Origin of the sequence: Proteus vulgaris (assembly GCF_016239305.1) — a bacterium.
In the GTDB taxonomy this organism is placed as follows: Bacteria; Pseudomonadota; Gammaproteobacteria; order Enterobacterales; family Enterobacteriaceae; genus Proteus; species Proteus vulgaris_C.
The window spans coordinates 252044-268453 of sequence record NZ_JAEHOQ010000001.1; the positions used below are offsets into that span (position 1 = coordinate 252044).

Below are 16410 nucleotides of genomic sequence, written 5' to 3' on the forward strand. Positions count from 1 at the left end.
TGAGGAGGAAATATGAAAAAAGGCGTATTACTAAATAGTCCTATTTCTAGCGTAATTTCACGTTTAGGACACACTGACAAAATCACTATTGCAGATGCCGGATTACCCATTCCCTCTTCTGTTGAACGTATTGATCTCGCGCTAACACAGGGTATTCCTGACTTTATGTCGGTATTGCAAACAATCACTCACGAGATGCAAGTTGAAGCCGTGATGCTGGCGGAAGAAATTAAGATCATTAATCCCATCCTTTTTAATGAGATAGTCTCTTATCTTAATTTATTAGAGCAAGAACAGAAAAAAAACATTCAAATCATATATGTTTCACATGAAGCATTCAAAAAGCAACTTACTGAAAATAAAGCTGTTATTAGAACAGGTGAATGTACACCTTATGCCAATATTGTGTTGTTTTCTGGTGTGACTTTCTGAGGACAATATGGAACCTTTACTCGAACTTAAAGCTATTGATAAGTCATTCCCTGGTGTAAAAGCACTATCAGGCGCTACTCTGCGAATTTATCCCGGCCGAGTGATGGCCTTAGTGGGTGAAAATGGTGCTGGCAAATCAACATTGATGAAAGTGCTTACCGGCATTTATAAAAAAGATGCGGGTGAAGTTATTTATCAAGGTGAACATTGTTCCTTCAATGGTCCTAAATCATCACAAGAAGCTGGAATAGGCATTATTCACCAAGAGCTTAACCTTATCCCAGAATTAACCATTGCAGAAAATATCTTCTTAGGCCGTGAGTTTACGCGTGCTTTTGGGGCTATCGATTGGAAGAAAATGTATGCTGAGGCTGATAAGTTATTAGCTCGATTAAACCTCGCTTATAGTAGTCACCGTTTAGTGTCTGAATTATCGATTGGTGATCAGCAAATGGTGGAAATCGCCAAAGTCCTCAGTTTTGGCTCTAAAGTCATTATTATGGACGAACCAACAGATGCATTAACCGATACAGAAACTGAATCTCTGTTTAGTGTTATTCGTGAACTAAGAGATCAAGGTTGTGGCATTGTTTATATCTCACATCGCTTAAAAGAGATCTTTGAGATTTGTGATGATGTCACCGTACTGCGAGATGGTCAGTTTATTGGTGAAAAGCCCGTTAGCATATTACAAGAAGATACGCTCATTGAAATGATGGTTGGCCGTAAGTTAGAAGACCAATATCCTCGTATCAACATCCCCCAAGGCAAAACCAAACTCAATGTCATTAACCTCAGTGGTGAAGATGTTCACGATGTCAGTTTCTCATTACATGAAAGTGAAATTCTCGGTATTTCAGGTTTAATGGGTGCTGGTCGTACAGAATTAATGAAAATTATTTATGGTGCATTACCCAAAACCAATGGCACCGTAGAACTAGATGGTAAACCCTGCCAAATCAGAAAGCCGGTAGAAGGATTAGAACAAGGTATTGTTTATATCTCTGAAGACAGAAAACGAGATGGCTTAGTGCTAGGTATGTCAGTGAAAGAGAATATGTCACTGACCGCACTTCGTTATTTTAGCCGTGGCATGGGTGTGCTCAATCATAAAGAAGAGCAACTCACTGTCGGTGATTTTATTAAATTATTCAATATAAAGACCCCTTCAATGAATCAAACTATTGGCTTTTTATCAGGGGGAAATCAACAAAAAGTGGCTATAGCAAGGGGCCTGATGACTCGCCCTAAAGTGCTTATTCTTGATGAACCTACTCGTGGTGTAGATGTTGGTGCTAAAAAAGAAATTTATCAGCTAATTAATAAATTTAAACAAGAAGGATTAAGCATCATCTTAATTTCTTCTGAAATGCCTGAGGTAATGGGAATGAGTGACCGTATTTTGGTGATGCATGAAGGTCGTATTAGCGGTGAGTTTTCAGCTCACAATGTCACACAAGAAATGCTAATGGCAGCTGCTGTTGGTAAACAATATGACGCTAAGGTAGGAGTTTGATATGAGCACAAATTCAATTCCAGCGTCAAAACGTTGGTTCTCAAAAGCATGGCTATTAGAACAAAAATCACTGATTGCATTGCTACTTCTGATTGTTGTCGTTTCCACACTCAGCCCTAATTTCTTTACCTTAAATAATATCTTCAACATTCTCCAACAAACATCCGTCAACGCCATTATGGCTGTTGGTATGACTCTTGTTATTTTAACCTCTGGTATCGACTTATCTGTGGGTTCATTACTTGCGTTAACTGGGGCTGTGGCAGCGTCTATGGTTGGTGCTGACGTTAATGCCCTTGTTGCAGTTGTCGGTGCGTTAGCACTTGGTGCAGCTATTGGTGGTGTGACAGGGATTATCGTTGCTAAAGGTAAAGTTCAAGCCTTTATTGCTACGTTAGTCATGATGCTACTACTGCGCGGCGTTACCCGTGTTTATACCGATGGTAGCCCAATTAATACTGGCTTTAGCGATAATGCTGATCTCTTTAGCTGGTTTGGTATTGGCCGTCCGTTTGGTATTCCGACCCCAATCTGGCTCATGATGATTGTCTTTTTGAGCGCATGGTATTTATTACATCATACCCGTTTAGGTCGTTATATTTATGCGCTTGGGGGAAATGAATCGGCAACACGTTTATCTGGCATTAGCGTCGATAAAATCAAAATTATTGTTTATGCACTGTGTGGTTTATTAGCGGCCCTTGCTAGCGTGATTGAAGTTGCTCGCCTTTCATCGGCACAACCGATGGCAGGTAATGGCTACGAGTTAGATGCCATTGCTGCAGTTGTTTTAGGTGGCACCAGTCTTGCGGGTGGTAAAGGCCGTATTATCGGTACATTAATTGGTGCCCTTATTCTAGGTTTTTTAAATAATGCATTGAACTTATTAGGAATATCATCAAATTATCAAATGATAGTAAAAGCGGTGGTCATCTTACTTGCTGTTTTGGTAGATAACAAAAAATAACTCTCTATTCTCTTAATCCGAACCCGACAGGAATTTATATTATGAAACTCAAAAAAATGGCAACACTTCTTTCTGTTGTTGCATTAAGCGCCACAATCAGCGCTAATGCGTTTGCAAAAGAATCTATCGCGCTTGTTATCTCTACACTTAATAATCCATTCTTTGTCACCATGAAAGACAGTGCACAAAAAGAAGCAAATCGCTTAGGTTACGACTTAGTTGTGCTCGACTCGATGGATAATCCAGCTAAAGAGCTTGCTAATGTGCAAGATTTAACCGTAAAAGGCACACGCTTAATGCTCATTAACCCAACAGACTCAGATGCTGTAGGTAATGCAGTTATTTTAGCGAATAAAGCTAAGATCCCAGTTATCACTTTAGATCGCGTTGCAAACAAAGGTGAAGTCGTCAGCCATGTTGCTTCTGATAACCGCCTTGGCGGTAAAATGGCCGGTGATTATATTGCTGAAAAAGTGGCTAATGATGCCAAAGTCATTCAACTAGAAGGGATCACTGGAACCTCTGCATCTCGTGAACGAGGTGAAGGCTTTAAACAAGCTGTAGATGCCCATAAACTAAATGTACTAGCAAGCCAACCGGCTGATTTCGACCGCACTAAAGGTCTTAACGTGATGCAAAATCTATTAACAGCTTACCCTGCTGTCCAAGCTGTTTTCGCACAAAATGATGAAATGGCATTAGGTGCATTGCGTGCATTGCAAACTGCGGGTCGTACCGATGTATTAGTGATTGGTTTCGATGGCACTGACGATGGTATTAAAGCGGTAAACCGTGGCATGTTAGGTGCAACCATCGCTCAGCGCCCAGATCAAATTGGTATTATCGGCATTCAAACAGCAGATAAAATTCTCAAAGGCGAAAAAGTGGATGCAACAATCCCTGTCGAACTTGAGTTAGTTATTAAGAAATAACAACAATAAATACCACGGAGTGATGTTGCTCCGTGGTGGATTTGATCATTAAAACACGTTTTCACAAGGATAAAGGCTATGACAACACCTCGCCTTGCTGTTCTAGGTAGCATTAATGTTGACCACATTATGAATATTTCACAATTTCCAAAACCAGGTGAAACCATTATTGGTCATCAATACAAAATAGCCTTTGGTGGTAAAGGTGCAAACCAAGCCGTTGCTTGTGGTCGCAGTGGCGCCGATATTACCTTTATTGCTTGTGTCGGTGATGATGCGATTGGCAGTGAGATAATCTCACAACTTAAAACAGATAATATTCATATTGATGCAATTAGCATTATTCCACAAACACCAACCGGTGTTGCAATGATCCTTGTTAATGAACAAGGTGAAAACGTAATTAGCATTGTTGCAGGTGCAAATGGCGCACTAACGCCTATACTTTTTCAGCAATATCATCACGTTATTGAACATTCTGATGCTTTATTAATGCAGTTAGAATCACCGTTGGATACTGTATTTGAAGCCGCTAAACTGGCAAAATTACATCATACAAAAGTCATTTTAAACCCAGCGCCAGCTCAACCTTTATCTGATGAATTTCTGAGTTTTATTGATGTTATCACTCCAAATGAGACGGAAGCCGAAATATTAACCGGCGTTTCTGTGCATGATGAAGCGGGTGCAGCAAAAGCTGCCGATATTTTACATCAAAAAGGTATCAAACAAGTGCTTATCACTTTGGGTAGCCGTGGTGTATGGTTTAGTGAACAAGGGAAAGGCATAATAATTCCTGGGTTTCGTGTTGAAGCTGTTGATACCATTGCCGCAGGTGATACATTTAACGGTGCATTTGTCACTGCAATATTAGAAGGGAAGCCTTCCGTTGAGGCTATCCGTTTTGCTCACGCAGCAGCTGCCATTGCAGTTACACGTCATGGTGCGCAATCATCTGTTCCTTGGCGTCATGAAATCGAATCATTTTTAGCAGAGCGAGCATAGTACTTTGGCAACAATGAAAGATGTCGCCCGTTTGGCGGGCGTTTCGACATCAACTGTTTCTCACGTTATCAATAACAATCGTTATGTTAGCGAAGGTATTCGTAAAAAGGTTAACGATGCTATCGAAACCTTAAATTACGCGCCTTCTGCTTTAGCGCGCAGTTTAAAAATGAACTGTACTCACACTATTGGTATGCTAGTGACAGCCAGTAGCAACCCATTCTATGCAGAAGTTGTGCGAGGTGTTGAACGTAGTTGCTATGAAAAAGGCTATAGTTTGATCCTATGTAATACCGAAGGGGATTACGAACGTATGGATAGTAGCCTTGAAACCTTGCTACAAAAACGTGTCGATGGCTTATTATTGATGTCAACAGAAGCTAGAGCGCCCTCTCATGAGGTGCTAAATCGTTATCCTCGTTTACCTATGGTCATGATGGATTGGTCTCCGTTTGAATACGGCGGAGATATTATACAAGATAACTCCCTACTTGGAGGAGAAATCGCCACCAATTATCTGATTGAAAAAGGCTTTACAGAAATTGCATGTATTGCAGGCCCACAAGATAAACTCCCAGCCAAACATCGTTTGCAAGGCTATTACAATGCGATGCAAAAAGCTGGACTCACTATTCGAGAAGAGTTTGTGTTAACCAGTGATTTTGAATTTGCAGGTGGGTTTAGCGCCATGCAAAAATTACTCTCACTTCCTGTATTACCACAAGCGGTTTTTACCTGTAATGACGCGATGGCTGTTGGTGCTTATCAAGCCATTTATCAAAAAGGCTTGCGCGTACCTGATGATATTTCCGTCATGGGTTATGACGATATCGATCTAGCCACTTATATGATCCCTCCTCTTTCTACTATTCACCAACCTAAAGATGAATTAGGTAAACTTGCTGTCAGCCAATTATTACATCGTATGAAAAATATCGATGCTGATGACAATGTTTTGGTTCTTACCCCCAAACTTATAGAGCGTGGATCAGTGAGTAATTTTGTAAAGTCATAACAAGAAGATTAATACTATTATTGCTGATGCTCTCTTTTAAGGTGAGGGCATTTATTTTTAGTTATCTATATAAGATTAAACAATTAATATCAATAAGTTAAATAAAAATCAAACTACACCTATTTATCTTTTTTCCTTATTTAATTCTCTATATTTAACCTACTTTTTCTCATTCGTTATGTCATAACTAGTGAAAGATGCAAATTTTCATAAAATCTATTATACTATCGCCCTTTCGCATTATCTGATGCTAAGTCATTTAAGGCATTACTTTAAAATTTTCATGCTTAAACGATAATGTGTCCTTTAATTTATGGGGCAAGTGTTATCCTCATTTTGACGATTAATCACTTCCCATTTTGATAAAATTTGAGAGTATTATTATGTCATTACCTTCTTGCCCTAAGTGCAATTCAGAGTACACCTATGAAGACGGTGCAATGTATGTTTGTCCTGAATGTGCTCATGAGTGGAACGATGCAGAACCTGTCATTGATACCGATGAGTTAGTAGTTAAAGATGCTAACGGCAATTTATTAGCTGATGGCGATTCAGTGACTGTAATTAAAGATCTGAAAGTCAAAGGTAGCTCAACTATGCTAAAAATCGGTACTAAAGTAAAAGGTATCCGTTTAGTGGAGGGCGACCATAATATTGATTGTAAAATTGATGGTTTTGGACCAATGAAATTGAAATCTGAATTTGTGAAAAAGAGCTAAGATAATAGATTATTAATAATCTTTTTAAACATAGTGTTAGATATTATCAATACCATCGAAGGCGCTAACAAAGCGCCTTTAAAATTCAAGCTAAGCTACTCGTTAACGTCACTAAAGTGATCAAACCCTTTAAGATTAGGGTGTACATCTTTACCATCACGTAAATAACGGATCCCTTCAGCAATCGGCATAATTTGCCCTATACAATGAAAATCGGCTCCAGTATGCGCTAATGCAATCTCTAGCGCGCCACGATTGATTTCAGGCACCGTAAAGCATAATTCATAATCTTCGCCACCACTTAATGCCCAAATCTCCGCTTGTTCTTCGCTCACTTGCGCTTTCATCGCTGGCGAGTAAGGCAATGCGTCTAAATTTAAGCGCGCACCACAACCACTTGCCGTAAGAATATGGTTCAAATCAGAAATAAGTCCATCAGAAATATCAATCGCAGATGTCGCTAAATGGCGCAATGCTTGACCTTGTAATAAACGAGGCTGAGGGCGCAAATGCCTTGCGACAAAATAGTCGCTATGTTCTTTTTCTGTTGGTTGTAATCTATTTTGTAGTATGGCAAGCCCTGCGGCGCTATCACCTAAAAAGCCAGTAACATAAATCCAATCGCCAATTTTAGCACCGGAGCGCAATAATGCGGTTCCTTGAGGAACCAGTCCTTGTATTGTGATTGTTAAGCTTAAAGGACCTCGAGTGGTATCACCACCAATTAACTGAATTGCATAATAATCTGCTAATGCAAAGAAAGAACGACTAAAAGCCTCAAGCCATTCACTGTTTGTATCAGGTAATGTTAATGCTAACGATGCCCAAGAGGGATCAGCTCCTACGGCAGCTAAATCACTAATATTTACAGCCAACGCTTTATAGGCTAAATCTTCAGGTGAGATAGAAGGAAGGAAGTGGATGCCACTGACTAAAGTATCGGTACTAATCGCAACTTGCTGCTTTTCAGGTACTGTCAATATTGCGCAGTCATCACCAATACCTGTACTTACGTCTTTTCGTTTTACTGGCTGTGACGTGAAATATTGTTTGATAAGGGAGAATTCACCACAAGGCATTATCAATTTCCTATTTAGCTGTGCCTACTAAACTCGTTTTATTAAACAAAAGGCCGGAAAAATACCGGCCTTGAATTATTTACCATAGAGGAAACGTGAAAAACGTTATTTTTTACGTCGTACTGTTGGTGCCGCTTTATCAAGCACGCCATTAACAAATTTATGGCTATCGTCAGCACCAAATACCTTAGCCAGTTCAATCGCTTCGTTAATCGCAACTTTGTAAGGAACATCTTCGCGGAAGCTTAGTTCAAACATTGCTAAACGTAAAATTGCTTTTTCAACTTGACCAAGCTCTTCAAGTTGGCGGGATAAATAAGGCTCCATTGCCTTATCTAAACGTGTTGCATTAATGGCAACACCCACTAAAAGCTCACGAAAATAAGCAATATCTACACCTTGGGTATCCTGCTCGGATAAAAACTCCAATTCCACATCCGCGATGTCATTTCCGGATAATTGCCATGAGTAGATAGCCTGAACAGCACACTCACGAGCACGACGACGAGCAGCAGGTTTCACAAAATTCCCCTTTAGTTAAAACAGATGATTAGCCTTTTATGGCTTTAAGTACATTGATCATTTCAAGTGCTGTCATTGCAGCTTCAGCACCTTTGTTGCCCGCTTTGGTCCCTGCGCGTTCAATAGCCTGTTCAATATTTTCAGTGGTTAAAACACCAAAAGTCACAGGGATCTCACTTTGCATTGCAACTTGAGATAAACCAGAGCTACATTCGCCAGCAACGTATTCAAAATGTGCGGTTCCACCACGGATAACAGTACCTAACGCGATAACTGCATCGTATTTGTCGCTTTCAGCTAAAGCTTTAACTGTCAACGGTAGCTCGTAAGCACCTGGAACCCAAACGACGGTAATATTTTCAGAGGAAACTTGTCCAATACGTTCTAATGCATCAACCGCACCTTCTAATAAGCTGTCGTTGATGAAATTATTAAAACGGGCAATTGCAATTGCTACGCGTGCGTTTGGCGCCGCGACAACACCTTTGATTACGTTCATAGGTTACCTTTTTCTCCTATCCGCGGGGCGCGGATTTTATCATATTCTTTCCCTTACTGCGCTCTGTTTTATTATTACACAGTAAAGGAGCCAAAAACCCTTGATAAATCAAGGCATTTAGTTGGCTGATAACGATGTCGTAACGACAGGAAATAACACACACGGCGCTATTTTACTACAAATAGCGCCGTAGACACACTTATTTGCGTCTATTAATAACGAGGTTTTAAACAAACTCTGATGTCAGAGCCAATTTGTTGAAGTGAATCTACTGTAAATTCAGGAGCTTCGGATAATGATGAAAGGGGAGAAAGTGCAAATAAACCTCGTGCATCATCCCCTAAAATTTTAGGTGCGATATAAATAATAAGTTCATCAACAAGCCCGGATTCCAATAAGGCTCCAGCAAATTGTGCCCCGCTTTCAACCCATACAGTATTAATATTACGTCGCCCTAATTGCATCATTAGTAATACTAAATCTACGCCACTATTTTTACCATTCGTTGGTAATAGAATTTCTGATACGTTGCCTTGCCAATCACTTGGCTGTGATTTTGTACGCGCTAACCAGCATTCACCTTCCAATTGAGTAATTTTATGATTGTCAGTTACTCTATTTTGGCTATCAGTGACAATACGAATAGGTTGGCGTAGTGTTTCTTTAGGATAAATAGCTTTGATTTCATCTGAAAGCTCATCCCAACGCACATTCATGGAGGGATCATCTGTTAATACTGTCGCGCTAGTGGTTAAAATAGCACTTGCTTGAGCTCTGAAATTTTGCACATCTCGGCGGGATGCTTTAGATGTTATCCATTGGCTTTCACCTGATGCTAATGCTGTTTTACCATCTAAAGATGCACCAAGTTTTAACTGAATATAAGGGAAACCTGTTCTCATACGTTTGAAAAAACCAACATTCAATTTTTCAGCTTCTTGCATTAATATGCCATGTGAGACATCAATTCCCGCTGATAGTAATTTGTGCAATCCACGACCTGCAACTTGAGGATTAGGATCTTGCATCGCAGCAACAACACGTTTTACCCCGGCATTAATCAAAGCATCAGCGCAAGGTGGTGTTTTACCGAAATGGCTACAAGGCTCAAGCGTAACATAAGCTGTTGCCCCATTTGCTTTATCACCTGCCATTTTCAACGCATTAACTTCTGCATGTGGGCCACCAGCATGATGATGATAACCTTCGCCAACAATGTCTCCCTCTTTAACAATCACACAGCCTACATTCGGATTAGGTGATGTTGTAAAGCGACCTAATGCAGCAAGCTCAATAGCTCGGCGCATGTAGTATTCATCGTTTAGGCTTTCATTTTCGTGTTGGTTGTTGCTGTTGTTATTTGTCATAATAATTACATGTTATTTTATTATTTATCGTTATTTTTCAAATCATTAAATAAAGCACAGTATTAATATATTAATCCTGTAATTTTGCAATTTCTTCGCCAAAATCACGAATATCTTCAAAACTACGATAAACAGAAGCAAAGCGAATATAAGCCACTTTATCGAGTTTCTTTAGTTGTTCCATAACAAAATTGCCAATTTCTTTTGAAGGTATTTCCCTTTCACCTGTTGCCCTTAATTGTGATTTGATATGGCTTATCGCAGCTTCGACATCATCCGAGCTAACAGGACGTTTTTCTAATGCTTTAAGCATACCTCGACGAAGTTTCTCTTCATCAAAAGGTTCCCGTATTTCATCACTTTTCACAACACGAGGCATCACAAGCTCTGCTACTTCAAAGGTAGTAAAACGTTCATGACAAACAAGACATTGGCGACGACGGCGCACTTGTGAACCATCACCAACAAGTCTGGAATCAATTACCTTGGTATCTACGGCTCCACAAAATGGGCAATGCATAGTTATTCCTACTTTTGACAATACTCATAAACAGTGTACCTGTTCAATGAACAAAAAACACCCTGTCAGTATACACTGGCAGGGTGTTTGCGATGTTTTATCAGAAAAACGCTCTATTATGGTAAGAGTGTTGTCTGATCTGCACCCTCTTTTTCCACTTTTTGTACAATCAAGTGCTCACGTTTCATTCCCATTTTCAGTGCTAATGCAGAAGCCACATAAATAGAAGAAATAGTACCGATTGAAACACCGATTAACATAACTAAAGAGAAACCTTGAAGCATTGAACCACCAAAGATATACAGCATTAATACAACCAATAATGTTGTTGCTGATGTCATGATGGTACGGCTTAATGTCTGTGTCAGTGAAACGTTCATAATTTCATATGAAGTACCCCGACGAATTTTACGGAAGTTCTCACGAATACGGTCTGATACTACGATACTATCGTTCAGTGAGTAACCGATAACAGACATCAATGATGCCACAATGGTTAAATCGACCTCTATATGGAACAGTGAAAGCACACCCAGCGTAATAACTACGTCATGCGCAAGTGCGATAACAGCACCTAGTGCCAAACGCCACTCAAAACGGAATCCAACATAGATAAGAATACAGATAAGTGCAGATAATAACGCCATTGCACCTGTTTGAGCCAATTCACTACCCACACTTGGCCCAACAAATTCAATACGTTTTACCACAGCATCGTTATCAACTTCAGCATTGATAACATCGATAACTTTCTTACCTAATTCTTGGCCAGCCTGTCCTTCAACAGGAGGCATACGCACCATAATATCGCGACTGCTACCAAAGTTTTGTAACAGAGGATCTTTGAAGCCTGCAGCATCTAGGCTATCACGCATTTTATCAAGGTCGGCTGGTTGACTGAGATTAATCTCAATTACTGTACCACCTGTAAAATCCAGTCCCCAGTTAAATCCTTTCACGGAAATGATAGCAATTGACGCTATCAAAAGCAGAAACGAAATACTAAAGGCGACGTTGTCCCAACGCATAAAGTCAATGACTCTACGACCATGGTTTAATTGTTCAACAGTATAATCCTGTGCCACAACGTGCTCCTTAAATAGACAGTTTCTTAACGCGTTTACCACCATACAGCAGGTTTACAATCGCACGAGTACCGACGATAGCGGTAAACATGGAAGTTGCAACCCCGATAGCAGTGGTGATAGCAAAGCCTTTAATCGAGCCGGTACCGACTGCATAAAGGATCACCGCTGTGATCAGTGTGGTTAAGTTCGCATCAATAATACTGGAGAAGGCGCCTTTATAACCTTCATGGATTGCTTGTTGTACTGAGCGACCATTACGTAACTCTTCTTTGATACGTTCGTTTATCAGTACGTTGGCATCGACGGCGACGGCAAGTGTTAAGACGATACCTGCAATACCTGGCATGGTGAGTGTTGCGCCAGGTAATAGTGACATTACCCCAACGATTAACACTAGGTTTGCCATTAATGCCGTACTCGCAATCACACCAAATTTACGATAATAAATTATCATAAAGGCAACAGATGCAATCAGACCCCATAAACATGCCTCTAAACCTTGGGTAATATTTTGCAGACCCAAGGTTGGTCCAATCGTTCTTTCTTCAACGATTTGAATAGGTGCAATCAACGCACCAGCACGTAATAACAGTGATAACTGACGTGCTTCATTCGCATTCGAAATGCCTGTAATACGGAAGCTATTCCCTAAACGACTTTGAATGTTCGCAACGTTGATAACTTCTTCACTTTTCACCAATACTGCGCGATCGTTCTCATCACGTTTACCGCTGTCTTTATACTCTACGAAAAGAGTCGCCATCGGCTTACCGACATTATCTTTCGTAAAGTTAGACATGATAGAACCACCCGCACTATCAAGTGAAATATTCACTTGAGGTTGACCATATTCATCAGCCTGAGAGGTTGAATCAGTAATGTGGTCACCCGTTAAAATAACGCGTTTATAAAGAATAGTTGGTCTACCTTCACGGGTATATTTCACTTCTGAGTCGCCCGGAATACGGCCAGTCTCTAAAGCAGAAGGATCAACGGTAGTATTAACTAAGCGGAATTCTAATGTTGCTGTTGCACCTAAAATTTCTTTAGCGCGTGCGGTATCTTGGATACCCGGTAATTCAACAACAATTCGGTCAGCGCCTTGGCGTTGAACTAATGGCTCGGCAACCCCTAACTGGTTAACACGATTACGTAAGATAGTAATATTTTGCTGTACCGCATAAGTACGCGCATCACGTAAACGTTCGTCAGTAAAAATAGCTCTCAATGAGTTATTTGCGCCATCTCTAAAAATGAGATCTTGGTTACGACGAGTCAGGTAATCTGAAGCTTTAGAGCGATCATCCGAGTTACGGAAACGGATTTCAACGCCATAGCTATCCGTTTTACGGATAGAAGAATACGGAATGCCTTCGTCGCGTAATAATGTACGTAGACTTTCAACATTTTGTTCTTGAAGTTTACCTAACGCAGTTTCCATATCAACTTCCATTAGGAAGTGAACACCACCACGTAAGTCTAGCCCTAGCTTCATCGGCTCACCGCCAATAGCTTCTAGCCATTTTGGTGTTGCCGGTGCAAGGTTAAGCGCAACAATGAATTGGTCGCCTAATGCAGGCAACAACACTTCACGAGCACGTAACTGAATGTCAGGGTTACCGAAACGAGCCAAAATCGCACCATTTTCAAGTGCAATAGATTTCGCTTCAATGTTTTCTTTATCTAATAAAGATCGAACTTGATCCAGTGTTTGCTCATTGGCGGCGGTTCCCCGCGCGCCAGTGATTTGAACAGCCGGATCCTCACCATATAGGTTAGGAAGTGCGTAAAGCAGACCGATGAGGATAGCGGCTATCAACATCAGGTACTTCCACAAAGGATAACGGTTTAGCACGGCAGTTCCCTTTTCCCTTTGGGGAAATGTAATTAAATAGCTTTCATTGTGCCTTTAGGTAATACAGCGGCAACAAAGTCACGTTTGATAGTTACTTCAGTTGTTTCATTCAGAGCAACAACGATATAGCCGTTATCTGAAACCTTAACAACACGACCGATTAAACCACCCGTTGTTAAAACTTCATCACCTTTACCAATAGAATCCATCAGTTTACGATGTTCTTTAGTACGTTTTTGCTGTGGACGTAGGATCATAAAATAGAAAATCAGAATAAAGATCACTAACATCGGTAAAATAGACATAAAGCTAGCTTCAGGTGCTGCTTGTCCAGCAGAAGCAACAGCATCAGAAATGAAAAAACTCATTCACTTTTCCTCATTGTTGTCGATATCGACGATATTCAAGTTATAAGCCCAATATCATACACAGAATTGGGCTTTCTCGTATACATTAATCACACTTACTCGCACTGCCATTTAGCGGTGGTACGGGTTTTCCAATACGTTCGTAGAATTCGTGTACAAACTCTTCAAAACGCGAGTCTTCAATAGACTGACGAATTTCAGCCATCAAACGCTGATAATAACGCAAGTTGTGGATAGTGTTCAGCCTTGCGCCTAAAATTTCGTTACAACGATCAAGATGATGTAAATAGGCACGGCTATAATTTTTACAAGTATAGCAGTCACAATGTTCATCTAATGTTGATGTATCTGAACGATGTTTTGCATTACGAATTTTAATCACACCATCAGTCACAAACAGATGACCATTTCGTGCATTTCGTGTTGGCATAACGCAGTCAAACATATCAATACCGCGACGCACACCTTCAACTAAATCTTCTGGCTTACCAACACCCATTAAATAACGCGGTTTATTTGCAGGAATTTGAGGGCAAACATGCTCTAAAATACGATGCATATCTTCTTTAGGTTCACCTACTGCAAGGCCGCCGACAGCGTAACCGTCAAAACCAATTTCGACTAGCCCTTTTACGGAGATATCGCGTAAATCTTCGTAAACACCACCTTGAATAATACCGAATAATGAATTTTTGTTATTGAGTTCATCAAAGCGTTCACGACTACGTTTAGCCCAACGTAATGACATTTCCATTGAATTTTTTGCGTAATCCCAGTCTGAAGGATATGGCGTACATTCATCAAAAATCATCACAATGTCAGAGCCCAAATCGTATTGAATTTCCATTGATTTTTCTGGACTTAAGAAAATCTTTTCGCCGTTAATAGGGTTACGAAAGTGAACTCCTTCTTCTTTAATTTTACGCATTGCGCCTAAACTAAAGACTTGGAAACCACCCGAATCTGTTAAAATAGGGCCTTGCCATTGCATAAAATCATGTAAATCACCATGTAATTTCATGATTTCTTGGCCTGGGCGTAACCATAAGTGGAAGGTATTACCTAAAAGAATTTGTGCGCCTGTCGCTTTTACTTCTTCAGGCGTCATTCCTTTTACAGTACCGTAAGTGCCCACTGGCATAAATGCAGGTGTTTCAACAACACCACGTTCAAAAATAAGGCGACCGCGACGAGCATTACCGTCGGTTTTATCTAATTCGTATTTCACTCATCCTCCAAGCATCAGAAAAACAGTCCAATGCGTAATAAAAAACAGCATATTCTAATCATTTGTTAGACGGCTGTATATGTTACTTCAACAAAAACACATGCTTAATCAAAGAGATTAAGCCATAAAATTGAAATAACACTTCATAAAATGAAGAAAATCGTTAAAAAGAATAATAAATCTTTATTCTTGTCCGACTTTTTCATTGATAGCTAAAGGGTTACGCGTAATAAACATCGCATCACCATAGCTGAAAAAACGATACTCTTGCTCAACAGCTTCTTTATAAGCATTCATGGTATTTTTATACCCAGCAAAAGCAGAAACCAGCATGATTAATGTTGATTCGGGTAAATGGAAATTAGTAATCAACGCATCAATAACTTGGTATTGGTAACCCGGATAAATAAAGATTTGAGTATCATCAAAGAAAGGAGCAATTAAGGCATCGTTTGTTGCTTTGGCGGCACTTTCTAATGAACGAACAGAAGTTGTACCTACCGCAATCACACGATTACCGCGCGCTTTACACGCTAATACAGCATCAACCACGTCTTGTGGTACTTCTGCGTATTCAGAATGCATTGTGTGTTCTTCAATGTTATCAACACGCACGGGTTGGAAAGTCCCTGCACCAACATGCAGTGTGACAAATGCCATCTCCACACCTTTTTCTTTTAAGGCTTGAAGTAATGGTTCATCAAAGTGTAGTCCCGCAGTAGGCGCAGCAACAGCACCTGGTCGCTCGTTATAGACCGTTTGATAAAGTTCTTTATCCGATTCTTCATCAGGACGATCAATATAAGGAGGTAAAGGCATATGCCCAATGCTATTCAGGATAGTGAGAATATCTCTTTCGTCATCAAAACGAATTTCAAAAAGCGTATCATGACGTGCAACCATAGTTGCTTGTACACTTTCATCCTCACCTAATACGAGAGCTGCGCCTTCTTTCGGCGATTTAGAGGCTCTAACATGGGCAAGCACACGATGTTCATCAAGCATACGCTCAACTAACACTTCGATTTTACCGCCTGACGCTTTACGTCCATAAATACGCGCAGGGATCACGCGAGTATTATTAAAAACCAGCAGATCACCGGTATTTATTTTATCTAACACATCGGTAAAAATACCGTGTGATAAAGCACCAGTCTCACCGTCTAAAGAGAGCAAACGACAACCACTGCGTTGAGGTTGTGGGTAGTGAGCAATCAAGGCTTCTGGCAATTCAAATGTAAAGTCTGATACACGCATAATTAAACGACTACTTTCATAAAAACAGGCGGACTAGTCTA

17 protein-coding genes are annotated in these 16410 nt (G+C 40.3%); 7 read left to right on the forward strand and 10 right to left on the reverse strand.

Features of this window, described 5'->3' with window-relative positions; translation table 11 throughout:
* Positions 1 to 12: 12 nt before the first annotated feature.
* The 7 genes from rbsD (at position 13) to JEP40_RS01170 (ending at position 6586) form a co-directional block, all read left to right on the forward strand.
* Positions 13 to 432, forward strand: a complete 420-nt coding sequence (rbsD, locus tag JEP40_RS01140) for a D-ribose pyranase (protein ID WP_198622081.1) — start codon at positions 13 to 15, stop codon at positions 430 to 432.
* 7 nt (positions 433 to 439) lie between these two features.
* Positions 440 to 1948 carry a ribose ABC transporter ATP-binding protein RbsA gene (rbsA, locus tag JEP40_RS01145; RefSeq protein WP_198622082.1) on the forward strand — a complete coding sequence of 503 codons (1509 nt, stop codon included), beginning with the start codon at positions 440 to 442 and terminating at the stop codon, positions 1946 to 1948.
* A 1-nt stretch (position 1949) separates the two neighbouring features.
* Complete coding sequence (gene rbsC / locus JEP40_RS01150) at positions 1950 to 2915, forward strand: ribose ABC transporter permease (protein WP_036932908.1); 966 nt, start codon at positions 1950 to 1952, stop codon at positions 2913 to 2915.
* Positions 2916 to 2956: 41 nt separating this feature from the next.
* Positions 2957 to 3847 carry a ribose ABC transporter substrate-binding protein RbsB gene (gene rbsB / locus JEP40_RS01155; RefSeq protein WP_196556155.1) on the forward strand — a complete coding sequence of 297 codons (891 nt, stop codon included), beginning with the start codon at positions 2957 to 2959 and terminating at the stop codon, positions 3845 to 3847.
* A 78-nt stretch (positions 3848 to 3925) separates the two neighbouring features.
* Positions 3926 to 4852 (forward strand): ribokinase, encoded by a 927-nt coding sequence (gene rbsK / locus JEP40_RS01160; RefSeq protein ID WP_198622083.1) that lies wholly within the window; start codon positions 3926 to 3928, stop codon positions 4850 to 4852.
* 4 nt (positions 4853 to 4856) lie between these two features.
* On the forward strand, positions 4857 to 5867 hold the full coding sequence (gene rbsR, locus JEP40_RS01165; protein ID WP_198622084.1) for a ribose operon transcriptional repressor RbsR: 1011 nt from the start codon (positions 4857 to 4859) through the stop codon (positions 5865 to 5867).
* 383 nt (positions 5868 to 6250) lie between these two features.
* The gene (locus tag JEP40_RS01170) at positions 6251 to 6586 is read left to right on the forward strand and encodes a zinc ribbon domain-containing protein YjdM (RefSeq protein WP_198622085.1); all 336 of its coding nucleotides are present in this window, start codon (positions 6251 to 6253) and stop codon (positions 6584 to 6586) included.
* Between the two features lie 95 nt (positions 6587 to 6681).
* On the opposite strand, the gene thiL is transcribed toward JEP40_RS01170, so the two are convergent.
* The 10 genes from thiL to queA all read right to left on the reverse strand — a co-directional run bounded on the left by thiL (position 6682) and on the right by queA (position 16369).
* The gene (thiL, locus tag JEP40_RS01175) at positions 6682 to 7665 is read right to left on the reverse strand and encodes a thiamine-phosphate kinase (protein ID WP_198622086.1); all 984 of its coding nucleotides are present in this window, start codon (positions 7663 to 7665) and stop codon (positions 6682 to 6684) included.
* A 105-nt stretch (positions 7666 to 7770) separates the two neighbouring features.
* Positions 7771 to 8187, reverse strand: coding sequence for a transcription antitermination factor NusB (gene nusB / locus JEP40_RS01180; RefSeq protein ID WP_198622087.1), 417 nt, complete (start codon positions 8185 to 8187; stop codon positions 7771 to 7773).
* 28 nt (positions 8188 to 8215) lie between these two features.
* Positions 8216 to 8686 carry a 6,7-dimethyl-8-ribityllumazine synthase gene (gene ribE, locus JEP40_RS01185; RefSeq protein ID WP_036932916.1) on the reverse strand — a complete coding sequence of 157 codons (471 nt, stop codon included), beginning with the start codon at positions 8684 to 8686 and terminating at the stop codon, positions 8216 to 8218.
* A 212-nt stretch (positions 8687 to 8898) separates the two neighbouring features.
* Positions 8899 to 10053, reverse strand: coding sequence for a bifunctional diaminohydroxyphosphoribosylaminopyrimidine deaminase/5-amino-6-(5-phosphoribosylamino)uracil reductase RibD (gene ribD, locus JEP40_RS01190; RefSeq protein WP_198622088.1), 1155 nt, complete (start codon positions 10051 to 10053; stop codon positions 8899 to 8901).
* A gap of 70 nt (positions 10054 to 10123) precedes the next feature.
* The gene (nrdR, locus tag JEP40_RS01195; RefSeq protein WP_006535128.1) at positions 10124 to 10573 is read right to left on the reverse strand and encodes a transcriptional regulator NrdR; all 450 of its coding nucleotides are present in this window, start codon (positions 10571 to 10573) and stop codon (positions 10124 to 10126) included.
* Positions 10574 to 10689: 116 nt separating this feature from the next.
* Positions 10690 to 11658, reverse strand: coding sequence for a protein translocase subunit SecF (gene secF, locus JEP40_RS01200; protein WP_194951853.1), 969 nt, complete (start codon positions 11656 to 11658; stop codon positions 10690 to 10692).
* Positions 11659 to 11668: 10 nt separating this feature from the next.
* On the reverse strand, positions 11669 to 13516 hold the full coding sequence (gene secD / locus JEP40_RS01205; RefSeq protein ID WP_198622089.1) for a protein translocase subunit SecD: 1848 nt from the start codon (positions 13514 to 13516) through the stop codon (positions 11669 to 11671).
* Positions 13517 to 13548: 32 nt separating this feature from the next.
* Positions 13549 to 13884: a preprotein translocase subunit YajC gene (gene yajC, locus JEP40_RS01210; protein ID WP_006535133.1), complete on the reverse strand. Its 336-nt coding sequence runs from the start codon at positions 13882 to 13884 to the stop codon at positions 13549 to 13551.
* 85 nt (positions 13885 to 13969) lie between these two features.
* Positions 13970 to 15112: a tRNA guanosine(34) transglycosylase Tgt gene (gene tgt, locus JEP40_RS01215; protein ID WP_109408011.1), complete on the reverse strand. Its 1143-nt coding sequence runs from the start codon at positions 15110 to 15112 to the stop codon at positions 13970 to 13972.
* A gap of 183 nt (positions 15113 to 15295) precedes the next feature.
* Positions 15296 to 16369 (reverse strand): tRNA preQ1(34) S-adenosylmethionine ribosyltransferase-isomerase QueA, encoded by a 1074-nt coding sequence (gene queA, locus JEP40_RS01220; RefSeq protein ID WP_198622090.1) that lies wholly within the window; start codon positions 16367 to 16369, stop codon positions 15296 to 15298.
* Positions 16370 to 16410 lie beyond the last annotated feature (41 nt).

Bases quoted from the DNA above. Each gene is read 5' to 3' on its own strand.
- rbsD (WP_198622081.1), top strand. From the start codon at position 13: ATGAAAAAAGGCGTATTACTAAATAGTCCTATTTCTAGCGTAATTTCA.
- rbsA (WP_198622082.1), top strand. From the start codon at position 440: ATGGAACCTTTACTCGAACTTAAAGCTATTGATAAGTCATTCCCTGGT.
- rbsC (WP_036932908.1), top strand. From the start codon at position 1,950: ATGAGCACAAATTCAATTCCAGCGTCAAAACGTTGGTTCTCAAAAGCA.
- rbsB (WP_196556155.1), top strand. From the start codon at position 2,957: ATGAAACTCAAAAAAATGGCAACACTTCTTTCTGTTGTTGCATTAAGC.
- rbsK (WP_198622083.1), top strand. From the start codon at position 3,926: ATGACAACACCTCGCCTTGCTGTTCTAGGTAGCATTAATGTTGACCAC.
- JEP40_RS01170 (WP_198622085.1), top strand. From the start codon at position 6,251: ATGTCATTACCTTCTTGCCCTAAGTGCAATTCAGAGTACACCTATGAA.
- thiL (WP_198622086.1), bottom strand. From the start codon at position 7,665: ATGCCTTGTGGTGAATTCTCCCTTATCAAACAATATTTCACGTCACAG.
- ribE (WP_036932916.1), bottom strand. From the start codon at position 8,686: ATGAACGTAATCAAAGGTGTTGTCGCGGCGCCAAACGCACGCGTAGCA.
- ribD (WP_198622088.1), bottom strand. From the start codon at position 10,053: ATGACAAATAACAACAGCAACAACCAACACGAAAATGAAAGCCTAAAC.
- nrdR (WP_006535128.1), bottom strand. From the start codon at position 10,573: ATGCATTGCCCATTTTGTGGAGCCGTAGATACCAAGGTAATTGATTCC.
- yajC (WP_006535133.1), bottom strand. From the start codon at position 13,884: ATGAGTTTTTTCATTTCTGATGCTGTTGCTTCTGCTGGACAAGCAGCA.
- queA (WP_198622090.1), bottom strand. From the start codon at position 16,369: ATGCGTGTATCAGACTTTACATTTGAATTGCCAGAAGCCTTGATTGCT.